The 16,726-nt window shown below is 67.7% G+C and carries 24 protein-coding genes; 21 read left to right on the top strand and 3 right to left on the bottom strand.

Annotated features, from left to right (window positions below; all coding sequences use genetic code 11):
- Positions 1-36: 36 nt before the first annotated feature.
- From ACGGKE_RS07015 to ACGGKE_RS06995, 5 genes are all read left to right on the top strand, one after another.
- On the top strand, positions 37-1,530 hold the full coding sequence (locus ACGGKE_RS07015; RefSeq protein WP_394441392.1) for a SulP family inorganic anion transporter: 1,494 nt from the start codon (positions 37-39) through the stop codon (positions 1,528-1,530).
- A gap of 65 nt (positions 1,531-1,595) precedes the next feature.
- A complete protein-coding gene (locus ACGGKE_RS07010) occupies positions 1,596-2,243 on the top strand; it encodes a glutathione S-transferase family protein (protein ID WP_394441389.1) in 648 nt (215 codons plus the stop codon).
- A 189-nt stretch (positions 2,244-2,432) separates the two neighbouring features.
- Positions 2,433-2,984: a hypothetical protein gene (locus ACGGKE_RS07005; protein ID WP_394441386.1), complete on the top strand. Its 552-nt coding sequence runs from the start codon at positions 2,433-2,435 to the stop codon at positions 2,982-2,984.
- Between the two features lie 188 nt (positions 2,985-3,172).
- A complete protein-coding gene (locus ACGGKE_RS07000) occupies positions 3,173-3,361 on the top strand; it encodes a hypothetical protein (RefSeq protein WP_394441383.1) in 189 nt (62 codons plus the stop codon).
- A 1,397-nt stretch (positions 3,362-4,758) separates the two neighbouring features.
- Positions 4,759-6,066, top strand: a complete 1,308-nt coding sequence (locus ACGGKE_RS06995) for a M28 family peptidase (RefSeq protein ID WP_394441380.1) — start codon at positions 4,759-4,761, stop codon at positions 6,064-6,066.
- A 42-nt stretch (positions 6,067-6,108) separates the two neighbouring features.
- Here the strand turns inward: ACGGKE_RS06995 and ACGGKE_RS06990 are convergent, their stop codons facing one another.
- Entirely contained in the window at positions 6,109-6,297 is a 189-nt protein-coding gene (locus tag ACGGKE_RS06990; RefSeq protein WP_394441377.1) for a hypothetical protein, read from the bottom strand.
- A 97-nt stretch (positions 6,298-6,394) separates the two neighbouring features.
- On the opposite strand from ACGGKE_RS06990, the gene ACGGKE_RS06985 reads away from it, so the two are divergent.
- The 5 genes from ACGGKE_RS06985 to ACGGKE_RS06965 all read left to right on the top strand — a co-directional run bounded on the left by ACGGKE_RS06985 (position 6,395) and on the right by ACGGKE_RS06965 (position 10,405).
- The gene (locus ACGGKE_RS06985) at positions 6,395-7,708 is read left to right on the top strand and encodes a DNA-packaging protein (protein WP_394441374.1); all 1,314 of its coding nucleotides are present in this window, start codon (positions 6,395-6,397) and stop codon (positions 7,706-7,708) included.
- 31 nt (positions 7,709-7,739) lie between these two features.
- A complete protein-coding gene (locus ACGGKE_RS06980) occupies positions 7,740-8,216 on the top strand; it encodes a hypothetical protein (protein ID WP_394441371.1) in 477 nt (158 codons plus the stop codon).
- Between the two features lie 205 nt (positions 8,217-8,421).
- Positions 8,422-8,601: a hypothetical protein gene (locus ACGGKE_RS06975; protein WP_394441368.1), complete on the top strand. Its 180-nt coding sequence runs from the start codon at positions 8,422-8,424 to the stop codon at positions 8,599-8,601.
- Positions 8,602-8,818: 217 nt separating this feature from the next.
- Entirely contained in the window at positions 8,819-9,157 is a 339-nt protein-coding gene (locus ACGGKE_RS06970) for a hypothetical protein (protein ID WP_394441365.1), read from the top strand.
- A gap of 117 nt (positions 9,158-9,274) precedes the next feature.
- Positions 9,275-10,405, top strand: coding sequence for a phage portal protein (locus ACGGKE_RS06965; RefSeq protein ID WP_394441362.1), 1,131 nt, complete (start codon positions 9,275-9,277; stop codon positions 10,403-10,405).
- Positions 10,406-10,583: 178 nt separating this feature from the next.
- Here the strand turns inward: ACGGKE_RS06965 and ACGGKE_RS06960 are convergent, their stop codons facing one another.
- On the bottom strand, positions 10,584-10,751 hold the full coding sequence (locus ACGGKE_RS06960; protein WP_394441359.1) for a hypothetical protein: 168 nt from the start codon (positions 10,749-10,751) through the stop codon (positions 10,584-10,586).
- A 45-nt stretch (positions 10,752-10,796) separates the two neighbouring features.
- On the opposite strand from ACGGKE_RS06960, the gene ACGGKE_RS06955 reads away from it, so the two are divergent.
- The 8 genes from ACGGKE_RS06955 (at position 10,797) to ACGGKE_RS06920 (ending at position 15,097) form a co-directional block, all read left to right on the top strand.
- Entirely contained in the window at positions 10,797-11,105 is a 309-nt protein-coding gene (locus tag ACGGKE_RS06955) for a DUF6127 family protein (protein WP_394441356.1), read from the top strand.
- Complete coding sequence (locus ACGGKE_RS06950) at positions 11,102-11,539, top strand: HK97 family phage prohead protease (RefSeq protein ID WP_394441353.1); 438 nt, start codon at positions 11,102-11,104, stop codon at positions 11,537-11,539. Before ACGGKE_RS06955 ends, ACGGKE_RS06950 begins: the two co-directional genes overlap by 4 nt.
- A gap of 283 nt (positions 11,540-11,822) precedes the next feature.
- Positions 11,823-12,350 carry a DUF2335 domain-containing protein gene (locus ACGGKE_RS06945; protein ID WP_394441350.1) on the top strand — a complete coding sequence of 176 codons (528 nt, stop codon included), beginning with the start codon at positions 11,823-11,825 and terminating at the stop codon, positions 12,348-12,350.
- 113 nt (positions 12,351-12,463) lie between these two features.
- Complete coding sequence (locus tag ACGGKE_RS06940; protein WP_394441347.1) at positions 12,464-13,591, top strand: phage major capsid protein; 1,128 nt, start codon at positions 12,464-12,466, stop codon at positions 13,589-13,591.
- 88 nt (positions 13,592-13,679) lie between these two features.
- On the top strand, positions 13,680-13,958 hold the full coding sequence (locus tag ACGGKE_RS06935; RefSeq protein ID WP_394441345.1) for a hypothetical protein: 279 nt from the start codon (positions 13,680-13,682) through the stop codon (positions 13,956-13,958).
- Positions 13,958-14,494, top strand: a complete 537-nt coding sequence (locus ACGGKE_RS06930) for a hypothetical protein (protein ID WP_394441343.1) — start codon at positions 13,958-13,960, stop codon at positions 14,492-14,494. The genes ACGGKE_RS06935 and ACGGKE_RS06930 overlap by 1 nt, the downstream gene beginning before the upstream one ends.
- Positions 14,491-14,682: a hypothetical protein gene (locus ACGGKE_RS06925; protein ID WP_394441341.1), complete on the top strand. Its 192-nt coding sequence runs from the start codon at positions 14,491-14,493 to the stop codon at positions 14,680-14,682. The genes ACGGKE_RS06930 and ACGGKE_RS06925 overlap by 4 nt, the downstream gene beginning before the upstream one ends.
- A 10-nt stretch (positions 14,683-14,692) precedes the next feature.
- Complete coding sequence (locus ACGGKE_RS06920) at positions 14,693-15,097, top strand: DUF3168 domain-containing protein (protein WP_394441339.1); 405 nt, start codon at positions 14,693-14,695, stop codon at positions 15,095-15,097.
- 155 nt (positions 15,098-15,252) lie between these two features.
- On the opposite strand, the gene ACGGKE_RS06915 is transcribed toward ACGGKE_RS06920, so the two are convergent.
- The gene (locus ACGGKE_RS06915) at positions 15,253-15,579 is read right to left on the bottom strand and encodes a hypothetical protein (RefSeq protein WP_394441337.1); all 327 of its coding nucleotides are present in this window, start codon (positions 15,577-15,579) and stop codon (positions 15,253-15,255) included.
- Positions 15,580-15,713: 134 nt separating this feature from the next.
- Here ACGGKE_RS06915 and ACGGKE_RS06910 point away from each other — a divergent pair, with 134 nt between their 5' ends.
- Genes ACGGKE_RS06910 through ACGGKE_RS06900 form a run of 3 tightly spaced genes read left to right on the top strand, consistent with a single transcriptional unit; the run spans position 15,714 to position 16,647 of the window.
- Positions 15,714-16,121, top strand: coding sequence for a phage tail tube protein (locus ACGGKE_RS06910; protein ID WP_228167403.1), 408 nt, complete (start codon positions 15,714-15,716; stop codon positions 16,119-16,121).
- 44 nt (positions 16,122-16,165) lie between these two features.
- Positions 16,166-16,435 carry a gene transfer agent family protein gene (locus tag ACGGKE_RS06905; RefSeq protein ID WP_394441787.1) on the top strand — a complete coding sequence of 90 codons (270 nt, stop codon included), beginning with the start codon at positions 16,166-16,168 and terminating at the stop codon, positions 16,433-16,435.
- Positions 16,432-16,647 carry a phage tail assembly chaperone gene (locus tag ACGGKE_RS06900; RefSeq protein ID WP_394441334.1) on the top strand — a complete coding sequence of 72 codons (216 nt, stop codon included), beginning with the start codon at positions 16,432-16,434 and terminating at the stop codon, positions 16,645-16,647. The genes ACGGKE_RS06905 and ACGGKE_RS06900 overlap by 4 nt, the downstream gene beginning before the upstream one ends.
- Positions 16,648-16,726: the final 79 nt, after the last annotated feature.

The raw sequence follows: 16,726 nt of genomic DNA, 5'->3' as shown, positions 1-16,726 counted from the left end.
CCGCGTCATGTGCCTTGGTGTGGACTTTCCGACAAAATGACAGACTCTCTCATCCGCTACCGGCAGGAGTGGTTCAGCAGCGCCGCGGGCGCGCGCCATGACGTGCTGGCCGGCATCGTCGTCGCGCTGGCGCTGATCCCCGAAGCCATCGGCTTTTCCATCATCGCGGGCGTCGATCCGCGCGTGGGCCTCTATGCGTCGGTCGCGATCGCCATGACGATTGCGCTGATCGGCGGGCGGCCGGGGATGATTTCCGCCGCGACCGCCGCGGTCGCCGTGCTGGTGACGCCGCTGGTGCGCGACCATGGTGTCGACTATCTGTTCGCCGCGACGATCCTGATGGGCGTCATCCAGGCGATCGCCGGGCTGTTGCGGCTGGACCTGCTGATGCAGTTCGTGTCCCGATCCGTCATCACCGGCTTCGTCAATGCACTGGCCATCCTCATCTTCCTGGCGCAGCTGCCGCAACTGACCCATGTGGGCTGGCAGACCTATGCCATGGTGGCAGGCGGGCTGGCGATCATCTACGGCTTTCCGCGGCTGACCCGCGCGGTGCCCTCGCCGCTGGTCGCGATCCTGGTGCTGACGGCGATCAGCATCGGCCTGGGCCTGCCGGTCAACAGCGTGGGCGACATGGGGCAACTGCCAGAGGGGTTGCCGAGCCTGGCGCTGCCGCAGGTGCCGTTCAACTGGGAGACGCTGCGGATCATCGCGCCCTATGCGGTGACGATGGCGGCCGTCGGCCTGCTGGAATCGCTGCTGACCGCGCAGATCGTCGACGACATGACCGACAGCGAAAGCGACAAGCGGCGCGAATGCATGGGGCAGGGCGGCGCGAACATCGTGTCGGCCATGCTGGGCGGCATGGGCGGGTGCGCGATGATCGGCCAGTCGGTGATCAATGTGACGTCGGGCGGGCGCGGGCGATTGTCGACCTTCGTCGCCGGCGCGTTCCTGTTGTTCCTGCTGGCGGTGCTGGGCCCGTGGGTCGGGCGCGTGCCGATGCCGGCGCTGGTCGCGGTGATGATCATGGTGTCGATCGGCACGTTCAGCTGGAACTCGATCCCCAATTTGCGGCGGCATCCGCCGACATCGTCGGTGGTGATGCTGGTGACGGTGGCGGTCGTGGTGGCGACGCGCGACCTGTCGCTGGGCGTGCTGGCCGGCGTGCTGCTGTCGGGCATCTTCTTCGCCGGGAAGGTGCAAAGGCTGTTCGCGGTGGAGCGGACGCAGGACGCGGAGGGGCGGGCGACCTATCGGGTGCGCGGGCAGATCTTCTTCGCGTCGGTCGATCGCTTCACCCGCGCCTTTCGCGACGCCGCTGGGGCGCGTGCGGTGGTGATCGACGTCACGGCCGCGCATTTCTGGGACATTTCGGGCGTCGGCGCGCTCGACAAGATCGTCGCGCGGCTGCGGGCGCAGGGCGTGGCGGTGGAGGTGATCGGCTATAACCGGGCGAGCGCCGACCTGATCGACCGCTTTGCGCGGCACGACAAGACCGGGGTCGAGATGGGCGCGACGCCGCACTAAAATCGTTGCATCCTGCTACTGATGTGACATGGTCCGACCCCATCATCGTGAGAGGAGTCGGACCTATGATCATCCATGGCGCCAGACCATCGCCCTTCGTGCGCAAGGTCATTGTTTTCGCGGCGGAAAAGGGGATCGCGGCAGAGGTGCGATCCGCCGGTTTCGGGCGCGGGGAGCCAGGCTATCTGGAAGGATCGCCCTTCGGCAAGATACCGGCATTGGAGGATGGCGACTTCCTGCTGTGCGATTCGACCGCGATCATAACCTATATGGATGCGCTGCGCCCGGAGCCCAACCTGATCCCGACAGAGCCCAGGGCGCGGGCGCGGACGATCTGGTTCGAGGAATTTGGCGACACCATCGCCCAGCAGGCGGGGCAGAAGATCTTCTTCAACCGCGTCGTCGCCAAGCGGCTGAAGCGGCCGCAGGACCTGGAAGCGGCGGACCGTGCCGAGGCGGAGGAAATGCCGAAAATCTACGATTATCTGGAAAGCGTGTTGCCCGAGAGCGGCTGGCTGGTGGAGGATCGCTTCACCCTGGCGGACCTGGCGGCGGCGTGTCCGATCATCAATGTCGGCTATTGTTCGGAGGGGCTGGACGCGGCGCGCTGGCCCCGGACGGCGGCCTGGCTGGCGGCGGTGAAGGCGCGGCCGAGCGTGGCGGCGGCGCTGAAGGAGGAAGCGCCGATGGTTCAGGAAATGATCGAGAAATAACCTATCTGGTAATTTACGCTTGACATCGTCACGCTGTTGTGGCAAAGATATGGACAGTGGAAAAATGTGAGTCGCTAACGGCGGCGCGACGACAGGCCGGTTCCGGACGGGAGCCGGCCTTTTTCGTGTCTGCGCCGCGTGGCGGGTTCGGGAGCTGGCGGGCAAGCCGGCGGGGGCGGGGAGGCAAGGATGGCGAAGGCGGGAGAGGCGGCGCTGGTGCCGCAGCGGCAGGCGCGGGCAAGCGGCGCGCGAGTGCAGCAGCGGCGGGAGCGGCGCGACGCCTGGACGAAGGCGGAGGAGCGGGCGTTCCTCGCCACGCTGGCGGAAAGCAGCAATGTCAGTGAGGCGGCGCGCGCGATCGGCAAATGCCGACAGGGCGCCTATGACCGGCGCAAGCGGCGGGCGGCCTTTGCCCGCGCCTGGGACGCGGCGCTGGAGCAGGGCTATTGCGAGATCGAGATGGCGCTGATGCGCGCGGCCCTGTTCGGCAGCGAGAGCGAGGAGATCGTGCTGGACGGCGACGGCGCGGTGAAGAGCCGCAAGGTGAAGCGCGCGCCCGATCTGAGCATCGGGCTGCGCCTGTTGCAGCATCATCGCGCGCGGGTGGCGACGATCCGCGCGGCGGCGGGCGGGCGTGGCGGCGGGGGCCGGGGCGGGGGCGGTCCCGACACGGCCGACGCGAAGGCGCGGGTGCGCAAAATGCTGGACGAAATCCGGCGGCGGCGCGCGGCGGGGCAGTGAGGCGATCGGTGCGGGCGATCCGTGCGGGCGATCCGAAGCCATGATCGTAATGGGGGCGATGGATCGGGCGTGGTTCGCGACGGCCGGTCCGTTAACCATTTTTAAAGGGGAACGGACGGGACGGCTGCGGCATTCGAACCTGCATGACATTGGAAAGCAGGATTTTACAGCAGCTTGGGGCGGGGCCAGTGCGGAAATTGACGCTGGATGGGGTCGACCCCGACGAACTGGCGCTGACGCTGAAGTTCATGGCCGCGCGGCGGCAGATCTGCATGCGTCCCGACCAGATTTCGCTCTATTGGCATCGCCACATGATCCTTTCGCCCATGGCGGCGCTGGTGCGCAAACTGGAAGCGCGGCCGGCGATGGGGGCTTGAGCGGCGGCGCGGGATGGGGCGGTTAGGGTCGGAAAGACCAGGGGCGCGCGCGGCTTCTTGGGGCTGTTGGCGCAGGTGATGTTCTGAGATGGGGCCTCGTTCGAGGCGAGAGGGGATCCCCGCCTTTGCGGGCATGACTGGGGGTGGAAACAAGACATTCTATATCCCTCCCTCTTGAGGGTCGGCCAGAGTCGCGCGCCTCTGGCCGAGGCTGCGCAGGCTTGGCGGCTTGCTGCCTAGTCTTAGCTGGGTTTGGGGGGCAGCAACCTCGCAGGAACAGGCTGATTTCGCGCCAATCCCCCTCATCCAACTCCGCCTAGCCGCTACGCGGCAAGGCTTCGTATCCTTCTCCCTAAAGGGAGAAGGAATGGCTTACTTTGGTCGACATCCGACGCTCAAATTCTGGCGCCGACCCGGTAGCGAGTTGGATTCCCGCTTTCGCGAGCATGACGAGAGTGGTGGTTTTCAGCCATCCTCCCCTGGCAGGGGAGGTGTCGCGCGCGGAGCGCGGGACGGAGGGGTGTCACCCTCACGATGGCGGGACACCCCTCCCTCTGGCCTTCGGTCAGCCACCTCCCCTGCCAGGGGAGGATGAGGGTTTTGCGGCCTCGGGCAGCAGTCGCGACCAAGAGCGGAGAGGCTGCTGACCGGAAAGCCTGGCGTGGATCGGCCCTGGGACTGCGATCGAGGGTGGGAAGCGGACTGTCGGATTTCTTCCGTCATCCCAACGGAAGCTGGGGTCTTTTGTTTCCGACGCTTCGTTAGCAGAAGTGAGATTCCAGCCTTCGCTGGGATGACGACGGTGGTTGGCAATATCTGGTCGAACGTTCTTGGATTTTGTGACGAATGCCAGGTGGAGAGTTGGATTCTCGCCTTCGTCGGAATGACGGAGATAGGGGGGGTCAGGCGTTCTGCCCTTGCAGGGGAGCTGTTGCTCGCGGGTGGGGACGGAGGGTGTCGCGTGGCGAGAGGGGGACACCCCTCCGTCAGCACTTCGTGCTGCCACCTCCCCTTACAGGGGAGGATGCGGGTTGGTCGGGGCGGCGGGTGGAAAGGCGATGGCCGCGTTGCCGGGAAAAGAACCCCCGGCGTGGCGCCGGGGGTCGAGGTTCAGGGGAGGAGTCAGCGGCGCAGAGGGGGACTGCATGGTGCCGCTGACAGGAACCGACTAGGCGGCGGATGCTTCCGGCAGATGTCCGGTTTGTAGCAATTGTGGCGCAGGGGCGGCTGCATCGGGCTGGGCGGCGGCCTGGGCGCTTTGGCGAAAGCCCCTGGCCAGCCATGTTCCCTGATGGGCGCGGTCTGTCGCGCAGCGCGTTCCGCGCGCTGGGGGGGGGGAGGCTTTGTCGTGCGGCGGCGGCTTTACAGATGGGCGGGAGCGGATAAGGTCCGGGTCCATGAAAAAGCTGATCTTCCTCGCCGCCGCGTCCGCCCTTTGCAGCCCCGCCATCGCCCAGACGCGCGCGCCCGATCCGGCGCGGCTGAAGGCGACGGTGGAGACGCTGGTGAGTTTCGGCACGCGCCATACGCTCTCGTCGCCGACCGACCCCAAGCGGGGGATCGGCGCAGCCCGCCGTTGGGGCGGGGCGGAGTTCGAGAGGATTTCGAAGGCCTGTGGCGGGTGCCTGACGGTGGAGACGATCGCGGACCGCTTCACCGGGCCGCGGGCGCCCGACGGGGTGGAGGTGGTCGACGTGCTGGCGATCCAGAAGGGGACGGGGGACCCGAACCAGGTGGTGATCGTCGCCGGGCATATAGACAGCCGGGTGAGCGACGTGATGGACGCGACCAGCGACGCGCCCGGCGCGAACGACAATGCGTCGGGCACGGCGCTGGTGATCGAGGCGGCGCGGGTGCTGGCGGGCGACAAATTCGATGGCACGATCGTCTATGCGCTGTTGTCGGGCGAGGAACAGGGATTGTGGGGCGGCAAGCTGCTGGCGGACACGGCCAAGGCGCGCGGCTGGCAGGTCCGCGCGATGCTGAACAACGATATTGTCGGCAACACGCTGGGCCAGAATGGACATATTGTGGCGGACCGGGTGCGGGTGTTTTCCGAAGGCATCCGCTTTTCCGAGGACGAGAAGGCGACGCGCACGCGCCGGGCGATCGGCGGCGAGGATGACGGGCCGTCGCGCGCGCTGGCGAAGAAGATCGACGGCATCGCGGAGGCCAACCCGCAGGTCGGGCTGGACGTGTTCGCGGTGCGGCGGCTGGACCGGTTCGGGCGCGGCGGCGATCATTCGCCCTTCCTGGAGCTGGGCTTTCCGGCGGTGCGCTTTTCCGTCGGCATCGAGAATTATGACCGGCAGCATCAGGATCTGCGGACCGAGAATGGCCGGGTCTATGGCGACACGGTCGAGGCGATGGACTTTCCCTATCTGGCCAAGGTGACGGCGCTCAACATCGCGGCGCTGCGCGAACTGGCCGATGCGCCGGCCGCGCCCGCGAGCGTGTCGCTGGACGGGGCGGTGTCGATGGACACGCGGGTCTTCTGGGACGCGGTGCCGGGCGCTGCGGCCTATAAAGTCTATTGGCGGCGGGCGGACGCGCAGGACTGGACCGACAGCCGGGTGGTCAAGGGCGCGACCGAGACGCTGCTCAAGGACATTGTGGTCGACGATCATTTCATCGGCGTGGCGGCCGTGGCGAAGGATGGGGCGGAGAGCCTGGTGACGTTCGGCGGGATGGCGCCACGCAAATAGCGCAAGAGGCGGGAGGCCGCCCGCGCGGGGCGGCCGATGCGATCAGTCCCTGGCGGGTTTTGCGCCCGCCAGCGCCATGGCGTGCGCCGTGCCGGTGGCGGGCTTGACCGTGGCCGGGCGATCGGTGAGCGCGCCGGCGGCGACCATGCCGCCGCCGACGATGGCGGCCATGCCGAGGATGGCGAGCAAGGTGCGGCGCTGGCCCGAGGGATCGCGGGACGGGAGCTGCATGGAAGTCCTTTCTGCTGGAGATACCGATGCAGGAAGCCTGGCGCGGTCGTCGCGTTCCGCCGCCGTCCTGTAAGATTTTGTTGCGGCGGAGAGGGCGATGCAATGTTCGGACAGGGAGTGGCTGGCGCGCGCCGACGCGGCCGAGCAGAACGCGATGCTGAAGCTGTTGACGCAGGGGGCGGCGGAACGGATCGCGGTGGACTGGAATTTCCTGGCGCGGCCGGGGCAGCTGGCGCCGGCGGGCGACTGGCGCATCTGGCTGATGATGGCGGGGCGCGGTTTCGGCAAGACGCGGGCCGGCGCGGAATGGGTGCGCGGCATTGCCGAGAGCGACCCGACGGCGCGGATCGCGCTGGTCGGCGCGAGCCTGGGCGAGGCGCGCGCCGTGATGGTGGAGGGCGAGAGCGGGCTGCTCAACATCGCGCCGCACTGGGCGCGGCCGGCCTATGCGCCTGCGCTGCGGCGGCTGAGCTGGCCCAATGGCGCGGTGGCGATGCTGTTCGGCGCGGCCGACCCCGAAGGATTGCGCGGGCCGCAGTTCAGCCATGGCTGGGCCGACGAAATCGCCAAATGGGCGAGCGGCGAGGCGGCCTGGCACAATCTGATGATGGGGATGCGGCTGGGCGCGGCGCCGCGCGTGTTGGCGACGACGACGCCAAGGCCAGTGCCGCTGGTGCGCAGCCTCGTGGCGCGGGATGGCGATGATGTGGTGGTGACGCGGGGACGGACGGGGGACAATGAAGCCAATCTGGCGCCCGGCTTCGTTGCGGCGATGACGGCGGGCTATGGGGGCACGCGGCTGGGGCGGCAGGAGCTGGACGGCGAGCTGATCGAGGAGGTCGAGGGCGCGCTGTGGACGCGCGCGCTGATCGAGCGGTGCCGGGTGGTGCATGTGCCGGGCGTGCTCAGCCGCGTGGTGGTGGCGGTCGACCCGCCCGCGAGCGTGGGCGGCGACGCCTGCGGCATCGTGGTGGCGGGCGTGGGCGGCGATGGACGGGCCTATGTGGTCGCCGATGCGAGCCTATCCGGCGCGCGGCCCGAAGGCTGGGCCCGCGCGGTCGCGGCGGCGGCGATGGTGCATGGCGCGGACCGGGTGGTGGCCGAGGCGAATAATGGCGGCGCGATGGTCGAAAGCGTGCTGCGCGCGGCGGAAAAGGCGCTGCCGGTCAAGCTGGTCCATGCAAGCCGGGGCAAGGCGGCGCGGGCGGAGCCGGTGGCGGCGCTGTACGAGGCGGGCCGGGTGGCGCATCGCGGCGCCTTTCCCGAGCTGGAGGACGAGATGTGCGGATTGCTGGCGGGCGGCGGCTATGTCGGGCCGGGGCGATCGCCGGACCGCGCGGACGCGCTGGTATGGGCGATGAGCGAGCTGATGCTGGGGAAGATGGGGGAGGCGCGGGTCAGGGGGATGTGATAGTGTGCCACGGCAGCGTTGGAGGCAATGAATGAGTGAACGACAGCGCTTCTGGCTTGCCTCCCTTGGCATCCCTCTTTGGCTCGGATACCCGTTTGCCTTCTGGCATGGTCCCATAGTAGCGAGAAATATACGCTGTGCAGGACGCCAGTTTACTGGCGAGTTTGATGATTGGGTCAACGATTATATTCCGGTCCTGGAAATGCTCGCCTTTCCAGTGACGCTATTGTTGCTGCTCCCTTTTCTCCGCTTTGCCTTCGCGCTGTATGGTTCCGCCGATGTGAAGGGGGTCTGGCGCTGGAAGATCGCCGGACGCATGAATGGCTATGCCTGTTTCCCCTTGCTTCAACTATTTGCTGGAATGCTTCTACTCTGGATCGCACTCCACGTCAGAATTTTGCCGGTCGCACCGGCGGCGGGGCTGCTGTGGGCTTACTGGTTGTGCTGGATCGTCTGGCTGTTGATCGGGATCGTGGTGAGTTGGCCCAGCAAATATCGTTTCGAGTGACAAAAGCGGATCGGCCTGCCGCTTTATTTCGGAAGGCTGGATGACGCAGCGGGACCCCGGCTCAAGGCCGGGGTGACGGGTGAATGATCGTTAGCAGGGTAAATGATAATCGTTTCCCTTGCGTCACCCCGGGCTTGATCTGGGGTCCCGCTTTTTCGAGGCTCATGCCATGCGCGAAGGAGCCAGGGGCGGCTGGGACTATATCATGGCCGATCGTCATCGCGGGACGATGTATGTTGGCGTCACCGCCGACATTGTTGCGCGCGTCGATCAACCTAAGCGGGGTAGCGGATCGGATTTCTGCGCGGGTCATGGATTGGGCCGGCTGGTCTGGACGGAATTTGGCGAAGATATTGGGGCGTGCATCGAGCAGGAAAACGCCTGAAGCGATGGCGGTGGGCCTGGAAATTCGACCTGATCGAGCGCGATAATCCGCTGTGGCGGGACCTGGCCGACATGATGGTCTGAAAGGATAGCGGGATCCCGGCTCAGGGCCGGGGTGACGATGTTGGGAGGAGAGTGCCGAGGGGCGTGGCGTTCCACTTTTCGGGAACCTCCGGCCGGGCGTCTCCGTTTTCCTGGCATCATCAGGAGTATGGACCATGAAGACGGTTAAGGTGCTGGCGGCGTTCGTTGGCGTTTCGGTGGCGGCGAGCCCGGTGATCGCGGCGAGCCTCAACAGCAAGGATCGCGCGCGGATCGCGCGGGCGGCGCCCAAGGATCGGGACGATGTGCGCTATTGCCTGCTCAAGGGCAAGGAAGGGCGCGACAAGGGCACGGTGATCGGCGCGGCCGGGGGCGCGGGCGTCGGCGCGCTGGCGGGCGGCAGCCTGGGCGAGAGCCTGCTGGCCGGCGCGGCCGGCGCCGTCGCGGGCCGGGTGATCGGCAAGAGCGAAGGCACCAATTCGGAATGTGACCGGGTGTTGGCGCGAAATCCGTGAAGCTGCGCGCCTGATGCGCCCACCCCGCTGCGACTAAGGCGCTGCGCGCTGAAGTCTCGCTGCCCCTCCCGTAAACGGGAGGGGTTTTTTGTTTGTGTCGGTATGTGGGAGCAATCCATGAAATGGTTCGGGACGAAGGCCGCGCAGGCGGATGCGCGGCCGGTGCTGGCGCGCGCCTGGGGTTCGGGGGCGGTGGCGCTGGGGGAATGGCCGGCAAGCTATGAGGCGCAGTTGCGCAGCGGCGTGATGGGCAATCCGGTGGCGCAACGCGCGATGCGGCTGGTGTCGGAGGGCGCGGGCGCCTGCGCGATCAAGCTGCGCGGGGTGGAGGGTGCGGAGGGGCGGCGCGTGCGGGCGCTGGTGCTGCGCGCGTCGGCGGGCCAGGGGCTGATCGAGACGCTCGCCTGCCACCTGCTGCTGCACGGCAATGGCTATGTGCAAGTGATCGCGGGCGCGGAGGGCAGGCCGGCGGAGCTGTTCGCGCTGCGGCCCGAGCGAGTCAGCGTCGAGGCGGATGCGCGCGGATGGCCGGCGGCCTATCTGTACCGCGTCGGCGAGAGCGTGACGCGGCTGAGCCCTGAGGATGCGGGCGGGCGGACCAGCGTGCTGCATGTCAAGGCGCTGCATCCGCTGGACGATCATTACGGGCTGGGCTGCGTCGGCGCGGCGGCGGGCGCGGTGGCGATCCACAATGCGGCGAGCGTCTGGAACAAGGCGCTGCTCGACAATGCGGCGCGGCCGAGCGGGGCGATGGTCTATGAACCGGGCGATGGTTCCGTGCTGAGCCCCGAACAGTTTGAGCGCGTGAAGCGCGAGATGGAGGCGGCCTTTGCCGGCGCGGCCAATGCCGGGCGGCCGATGCTGCTGGAAGGCGGGCTCAACTGGAAGGCGATGAGCCTGACGCCCGCGGAGATGGATTTCGTGGGGCTGAAGGCGGCGGCGGCGCGGGAGATTGCGCTGGCGTTCGGCGTGCCGCCGATGCTGATGGGCCTGCCGGGCGACAATGCTTACGCCAATTACCGCGAGGCCAACAAGGCGCTGTGGCGACAGGCGATCCTGCCGCTGGTGGCGAAGATCTGCGCGGGGCTGAGCCAGGGGCTGGGCGGCTGGTGGCCGGGCTTGGAGATCGAGCCGGACCTGGACGCGGTGCCGGCGCTGTCGGACGAGCGCGCGGCGCTGTGGGAGCGAGTGGCGGCGGCGGATTTCCTGTCGGCCGAGGAGAAGAAGGCGATGCTGGGGATCGCTTAGCGCTGGCAGGCGCCGAGCGAGGCGGCGGCGGAGGAGCCGTGCAGGCGGTCGTAGGGGCGACGCTGGGCTCCTGCCTTCGCAGGAGCACGGAGTGCCGGGACGGGCGAGCGATGCGGAGGGATCCGGGGCGGTAGGCAGGCGCGAGACTGGGCTTCTGCCTTCGCAGGAGCACGGAGTGTCATGACGGGCGGGCCAGGCGGTCCAGGCGGCAGAAGCCGCCGTCCCAGTTCCAGCGGCCGCCCTGGAGCAGGCAATCGCCCGCGCGATCGAGGCCGAAATGCCAGCCGACAAGGCCGAGCGCGGCGAGGATGAGGACGATCAGGATTTTTTGGGCGGGGCGCTTCATGGCGCGCAGATAGGCGCCTTGTGTGCCGATGAAAAGGAGCGGGCGATGAAGGAGGAGATGCTGGCGCGGCTGGTCGCGCAGGCGCAGGGGCAGGTGGCCGACATGGTGACGATCCGCGCGCTGATCGAGGAAGCGAGCGACCTGGGCGCGGGACGCGCGCTGGAGCGGCTGGGGCTGAGCGATCGGGGCGCGGAAAAGGACGTGCGCGAACTGCGCGAGCTGCTGTCCGCCTGGCGCGACGCGAAGAAGGCGGCGCGCGGCGCGGTGATCGGCTGGATCGTGCGGATCGGCATGGCGCTGCTGCTGCTGGGGGTGGCGATGAAGGTCGGGCTGATCGGGCTGGTGAAGGGATGAGCGCGGGCGATCTGCGCTTTGCGGGCTATGCCGCGATCTTCGACCGGGTGGACCGGGGCGGCGATGTGGTGCGGGCGGGGGCGTTTGGCCCGGATGCCGAGGGAAAGCTGGCGGCGACAGGCGTGCCATTGCTGTGGCAGCATGGGCCGGCGAGCGTGATCGGCGTGGTGGAAAGCGCGCGGGAAGATATGCGCGGGCTGCGCGTGATCGGTCGGATCTCGCGGCGGACGGCGGCCGGGCGCGAGGCGGCGGTGGCGATCGCGCAGGGCGCGGTCGACGGGTTGAGCTTTGGCTACCGGGTGAAGACGGCGCGCGGGAGCCGGCCACGCGAATTGCTGGCGCTGGAACTGGTGGAGGTGAGCCTGGTGACCCACCCGATGCAGCCGATGGCGCGGGTGGTGGCAGTGGAGGGTCCTGTTGAAGCTGTCAGATAACCCGCTTGTCGTTCATTGCCTGTTCCGATCACTTCACCTACCTTATGCAGACGTGTGCAGGGATATATGTTTCGTCTTGTCAATCGTTGACACCTAAGGATGGATATCGCATCTCTGCAAACCAACGTGGAAGGATTAAATATGTCGCTTCGTAAGCGTCGATCGTCGCTTTCACTGATGGCGTCGGGCGTTGCTAATATCACTCTCATGCCTCGGGTAAAGAAAGTGAAATATATTTCCACTGTAGCTGCATTGCGCGGTGATCAAAAAGCGATCATCGGAGATGCAAAAGCTGTATACGGGAAGCAGATACGTGACCTCGAATGCGCCTGAATCATCGGAACCGAAGGAAGCGAAATCAGGCAGCAAAAGCGTTCAGATTCAAAGCGAAAGTGTCGACGAACCTAATTTGACGCATATTCTTGAGGCCTTGCCTGAAGAGATGCGTGGTGAGTTAATAGAAGTTATTGAGCAGACTGTTAGTCATAGAGGTTGGCTTCCTCCTCCAGAAATGCTCAGCCAATATGAGAGCGTGCTTCCCGGACTGGCGGAACGTATCGTTCGCTTGCCGGAGAGGGAGCAGGAGCATCGTCACAACTATATCGAACGTGAGAGCGAGCGCGGCTTCAAGATAAAGCGCCGAGGGCAAGATTATGCTCTCGGCGCTATGGTTCTGTTGTTGGTCTTTAGCGGCTTTTTAGCTGCTATGGGGTCTATCGACGCAGCAGCCAGGGTAGCCATTTTTACTGTTGTTGGAGTTGTTGGTATTTTCGTTATGGGTAAGATCGTAGACGCGAAGAGCCAAGATTAGCGCATATTCACTAATAGATCGTTTTATTTCGAAGTTTTGCAGGCGGTCCCATCCGGGGCCGCTTTTTTCGTATGGGCGGTCCGTTGCGGGCCGCCTTTTTTGTGGAGACGAGCATGACGGATCAGGTGATGGACAGTCTGGAAGCGCGCCTGGACATGGTGGCGCAGGGGGACCGGATCGAGGGATTGGCGAGTGAGGTGGCGGCGCTGAAGGGGGCGTTGCTGGCGCAGCAGCGCGCGCCGCTCGACGGGGTGAAGGGCGGCGTCGAGGACCCGGCGCGAGCGGCGTTCGTCGAGCGTTACCTGCGCCACGGGCAGGAAGCGGGCGTCGAGCTCAAGAGCTTTTCGGGCGCGAGCGGCGCGGCCGGCGGCTATGCGGTGCCGCGCGAGATCGACCAGCTGATCGGATCGACGCTCAAGAGCATCTCGCCGATCCGCAGCATCGCCAATGTGGTGCGCACGGGGAGCGCGGGCTATCGCAAGCTGGTGAGCGCGGGCGGCATCGTGTCGGGCTGGGCCAGCGAGACGGGCGCGCGGGCCGAGACGGGCACGCCCGCCTTCAACGAGATCGTGCCGCCGGGCGGCGAGCTGTTCGCCAATCCGGCCGCGAGCCAGGCGATGCTGGACGATGCGCAGTTCGATGTCGAGGGCTGGCTGGCGAGCGAGATCGCGCGCGAGTTCGCGGCGGCGGAAGGCGCGGCCTTCGTCAGCGGCAACGGCGCCAACAAGCCCAAGGGGTTCCTGACCTATGCCGCCACGAACGAGGCGGACGGAACGCGCGCCTTCGGGTCGCTGCAATATGTGGCGTCGGGCGCAGCCGGGGCGTTCCCGGCGAGCAATCCGCAGGACAAGCTGATCGACCTGATCCAGAGCCTGCGCGCGCCCTATCGCCAGGGCGCCAGCTTCGTCATGAATTCGGCGACGCTGGCGGTGATCCGCAAGATGAAGACCAGCGACGGCGCGTTCATCTGGCAACCGGGCCTGGCCGCCGGCCAGCCCGCGACGCTGCTGGGCTATCCGGTGGTCGAGGCGGAGGACATGCCGGACATCGCGGCGAACAGCCTGTCCATTGCCTTCGGCAATTTCGAGGCGGGCTATGTCATCGCCGAGCGCAGCGAGACGAGCATCCTGCGCGATCCGTTCAGCAACAAGCCGTTCGTCCATTTCTATGCGGTCAAACGCATCGGCGGCGGCGTGGCGAACAGCGAGGCGATCAAGCTGATGAAGTTCGCGGCGTCCTGAACCGGCGGAGGGGGAGCCAGCGCGGCTTCCCCTTTTCGCAGGATGCTGGTGAGGCCCGTGGCGGGGCAGGCGGGGGGAGCAAGATCAGATGAGCCTGTTTGTGAAGGATCCGCAGGCGCGGATCGACCATGCGATCGACTGGTCGGCCTGTCTGGCCGGGCAGACGCTGGCGGCGAGCGAGTGGCGGGTGGAGCCGGACGAGGCGGATGGCGTGACGGTGGAAGCGGCGGCGTTCGAGGCGCAGCGCAGCAGCGCGCGGCTGACCGGCGGGCGGTTGGGCCGGGTCTATCGGCTGACCAATCGCGTCACGCTGACCGACGGGCAGGTGGCTGATCGGTCGGTGACGATCCGGGTGGAGGAACGCTGATGCTGGCGGAACAGGAGAGCGGGGCGCTGGCGGCGCCGCTGGCGGAGCTGAAGGCCTATCTGCGGATGGAGCAGGATGGCGAGGATGCGGTGCTTGCCGGCCTGCTGCGCGGGGCGGCGGCCCTGTGCGAGCAGTTCGTCGGCCAGTGGCTGATCGCCAGGGACGCGCGCGATACGGTGGCGGGCGGCGGGGGCTGGCAGCGGCTGGCGGCGCGGCCGGTGCTGGCGGTCACCCAGGTGAGCGCGGTGGATGCCGACGGGGCGAGCGCGCCACTGCCGATCGACGCCTATGCGATCGACATCGACGCGGCGGGTGATGGCTGGGTGCGCTCGACGCGCGCCGGGGACGATCGCGTGCTGACGGTCGCTTATCGCGCCGGCATGGCGGCGGAGATGAACGGACTGCCCGAGGCGTTGCGGCAGGGGATCATCCGGCTGGCGGCGGACCATTATCTGGCGCGCGGCAGCGAGGATGCGGCGCCGCCCGCGGTGGTGAGCGCCTTGTGGCGGCCATACCGCCGGATGCGACTGGCATGAGGGCGGCGCTGGCGCGGCGCGTGGAGGCGCGGGCCGCGGCGGTGCGGGCGCGGATCGCCGGCGCGCTGGAGGCGGAAGGCGTGACGACGCAGGTTGCGGGCGAGACGGTGCGGCTGACCGCGCCGGGACTGGGCGCGCGCTGGTGGCGCGAGCTGGCGCTGCGCGAGGCGGGGAGGAACGGGCGATGAGGAGCAGGCGATGAGCGCGGAAGTGGCGATACGGGCGGCGGTGATCGAGGCGCTGCGCGGCGACGCGGCGCTGATGGCGCTGGCGAATGCCGTGCATGACGGGGAGCCCGCGCGCGCCGCCGCGCCCCATGCGCATGTGGGGGAATGCCTGGGCGCGGACTGGGGCGGCAAGGATGTAGCGGGTCGCGAGTTGCGGCTGACGATCGGGCTGACCGTGGCGGACGAGACGCCTGCGCGGCTGGCGGCGATGATCGCGCGGGTGGACCCGGCGCTGGGCGCGGCGGGCGTGCGCGAGGGATGGCGGATCGTCAGCGCGCGGCTGCTGCGATCGCGCGTCGCGCGCGCCGGCGGAGGCGGGGGCGCGGGATGGCGCGCGGTGATGGACTATCGGTTGCGGGCGGTGCGGGAGGGGTGAGGGTGTGAAGGGATGGCCTGGTCTGGCGATGGCGGGAGAAGCGGAGGGTGTCTCGCCAGCGAGAGGAGGACACCCCTCCGTCAGCACTTCGTGCTGCCACCTCCCCTGCCAGGGGAGGATGATTGGGCTGACGGATGGGGCATGTCGGGCGGGGGTCAGCCGGGGCGGGTGGTGTCTTCATATTCGCTGGTGATCTTGTCGACATATTCGGCGATCTGATCGTCCGCGTCGGCATTGGCCTGGGTGTCGGACAGGCCGTCGGCTTTGCCCTGGGCGACGAGAGCGGCGCGGAAGGCGGCTTGCTTGTCCGCGCAGGCTTGTCTGAGGGCAGACTGGAAGTCGCCGAGCGACATTTTCCGGTCGAGCGCAGGCTGGACCTGGGCGCTGAGGCATTTGGCGAAATCCTTGCGGCCCATGCCGACGGCGTCCGCGGACGGCGTGGCGGCCAGCAACAGGATGAGCGAAGCGGCAAGCGGCATCATATCCTCTCCTTGGTCCTGACGGACTGTTTGTGACCGGCCGGGCAGAACCCGCCGGACTTTCTTGTTTTTCCGCGATTTTCGGGATCCGAGCAGCGGGCTTTGATCCCGATCGTCGCTAATGGGGAGAATGCGCCATGGGCGTCGAAAAGGGAAGTGCATTTCTGTTGAAGGTGGGCGACGGCGCGGCGCCGGCGACCTATGCCACGGTGGCGGGCATGCGGACCACGCAATTGTCGGTGAACGGCGAGGCGGTGAACATCACCAGCAAGGATTCGGGCGGCTGGCGCGAATTGCTGTCGGGCGCGGGCGTGCGGTCGGTCAGCGTGTCGGCGGCCGGGCTGTTCACCGGGTCCGAAGCCGAGGTGCGCATTCGCAACCATGCGCTGGCCGGCACGATCGAGGATTATGAGCTGAGCTTCGAGAGCGGCGAGCGAATGCGCGGACGGTTCCTGGTCACGCGGCTGGACTATGCCGGCGACTATAATGGCGAGCGCAATTACGCGCTGAGCCTGGAAAGCTCCGGCCCGGTGGTGAGCCTGTGAGCGCCGCGCAGGGTGCGAACCCGGAGCGGGGCGAGGCGGCGCTGATGATCGGGGGCGACCGGCTGGCGCTGCGGCCGAGCTTCGCCGCGCTGGTGGAGGCGGAGCAGGAACTGGGGCCGCTGTTCGACCTGGTCGAGCGGGCGGCGGACGGGAAGCTGTCGCTTGCCGATCTGGTGGTGCTGTTCTGGCATTGCCTGGTCGATCGCGAGGCGTTGAGCCGGGAGGCGCTGGGCGAGGCGGTGCTGGCGCTGGGCCTGGCCAAGGCGACGCCGGTGCTGCGCGCGGTGCTGCAGCAGATATTGGCGGGCAAATGAAGCGCTTTGCGGAAGCGGCCGGGCGGCTGGCCGGGATCGCCGGCTGGCTGCTGGGCTGGCGGCCGGACGAGTTCTGGCGCGCAACGCCGGCCGAACTGGCGAGCGTGCTGCGCGCCGCGCGTGGTCAGGAAGCGCTGGGCGGGGAGACGCTGGGCGGGGCCGGGGTGGATGGCGCGGAGCTGGCGCGGCTGATTGGGGCGATGCCGGATTAGCAAGCCGAGCGCCTGCGAGAGCAGGAACCCTGTCGAGAGGGCAGAACTGGGCTCCTGCTTTCGCAGGAGCACCTGTCCG

It is taken from the genome of Sphingobium naphthae (assembly GCF_043589935.1).
Lineage (GTDB): Bacteria > Pseudomonadota > Alphaproteobacteria > Sphingomonadales > Sphingomonadaceae > Sphingobium > Sphingobium naphthae_A.
The sequence above is the reverse complement of the archived record's forward strand: the minus strand, read 5'-3'. Positions and strand labels throughout refer to the sequence as shown.

Coding starts and splice junctions, on each gene's coding strand:
- ACGGKE_RS06965 (WP_394441362.1), top strand. CDS start 9,275: ATGAAATGGTTCGGGACGAAGGCCGCGCAGGCGGATGCGCGGCCGGTG.
- ACGGKE_RS06985 (WP_394441374.1), top strand. CDS start 6,395: ATGCAATGTTCGGACAGGGAGTGGCTGGCGCGCGCCGACGCGGCCGAG.
- ACGGKE_RS06940 (WP_394441347.1), top strand. CDS start 12,464: ATGACGGATCAGGTGATGGACAGTCTGGAAGCGCGCCTGGACATGGTG.
- ACGGKE_RS06955 (WP_394441356.1), top strand. CDS start 10,797: ATGAAGGAGGAGATGCTGGCGCGGCTGGTCGCGCAGGCGCAGGGGCAG.
- ACGGKE_RS06905 (WP_394441787.1), top strand. CDS start 16,166: ATGATCGGGGGCGACCGGCTGGCGCTGCGGCCGAGCTTCGCCGCGCTG.
- ACGGKE_RS07005 (WP_394441386.1), top strand. CDS start 2,433: ATGGCGAAGGCGGGAGAGGCGGCGCTGGTGCCGCAGCGGCAGGCGCGG.
- ACGGKE_RS06960 (WP_394441359.1), bottom strand. CDS start 10,751: ATGAAGCGCCCCGCCCAAAAAATCCTGATCGTCCTCATCCTCGCCGCG.
- ACGGKE_RS06930 (WP_394441343.1), top strand. CDS start 13,958: ATGCTGGCGGAACAGGAGAGCGGGGCGCTGGCGGCGCCGCTGGCGGAG.
- ACGGKE_RS06995 (WP_394441380.1), top strand. CDS start 4,759: ATGAAAAAGCTGATCTTCCTCGCCGCCGCGTCCGCCCTTTGCAGCCCC.
- ACGGKE_RS06935 (WP_394441345.1), top strand. CDS start 13,680: ATGAGCCTGTTTGTGAAGGATCCGCAGGCGCGGATCGACCATGCGATC.
- ACGGKE_RS06970 (WP_394441365.1), top strand. CDS start 8,819: ATGAAGACGGTTAAGGTGCTGGCGGCGTTCGTTGGCGTTTCGGTGGCG.
- ACGGKE_RS06975 (WP_394441368.1), top strand. CDS start 8,422: ATGGCCGATCGTCATCGCGGGACGATGTATGTTGGCGTCACCGCCGAC.
- ACGGKE_RS06990 (WP_394441377.1), bottom strand. CDS start 6,297: ATGCAGCTCCCGTCCCGCGATCCCTCGGGCCAGCGCCGCACCTTGCTC.
- ACGGKE_RS06910 (WP_228167403.1), top strand. CDS start 15,714: ATGGGCGTCGAAAAGGGAAGTGCATTTCTGTTGAAGGTGGGCGACGGC.
- ACGGKE_RS06945 (WP_394441350.1), top strand. CDS start 11,823: ATGCAAAAGCTGTATACGGGAAGCAGATACGTGACCTCGAATGCGCCT.
- ACGGKE_RS07010 (WP_394441389.1), top strand. CDS start 1,596: ATGATCATCCATGGCGCCAGACCATCGCCCTTCGTGCGCAAGGTCATT.
- ACGGKE_RS06980 (WP_394441371.1), top strand. CDS start 7,740: ATGAGTGAACGACAGCGCTTCTGGCTTGCCTCCCTTGGCATCCCTCTT.
- ACGGKE_RS06950 (WP_394441353.1), top strand. CDS start 11,102: ATGAGCGCGGGCGATCTGCGCTTTGCGGGCTATGCCGCGATCTTCGAC.
- ACGGKE_RS06925 (WP_394441341.1), top strand. CDS start 14,491: ATGAGGGCGGCGCTGGCGCGGCGCGTGGAGGCGCGGGCCGCGGCGGTG.
- ACGGKE_RS07015 (WP_394441392.1), top strand. CDS start 37: ATGACAGACTCTCTCATCCGCTACCGGCAGGAGTGGTTCAGCAGCGCC.
- ACGGKE_RS06915 (WP_394441337.1), bottom strand. CDS start 15,579: ATGATGCCGCTTGCCGCTTCGCTCATCCTGTTGCTGGCCGCCACGCCG.
- ACGGKE_RS06900 (WP_394441334.1), top strand. CDS start 16,432: ATGAAGCGCTTTGCGGAAGCGGCCGGGCGGCTGGCCGGGATCGCCGGC.
- ACGGKE_RS06920 (WP_394441339.1), top strand. CDS start 14,693: ATGAGCGCGGAAGTGGCGATACGGGCGGCGGTGATCGAGGCGCTGCGC.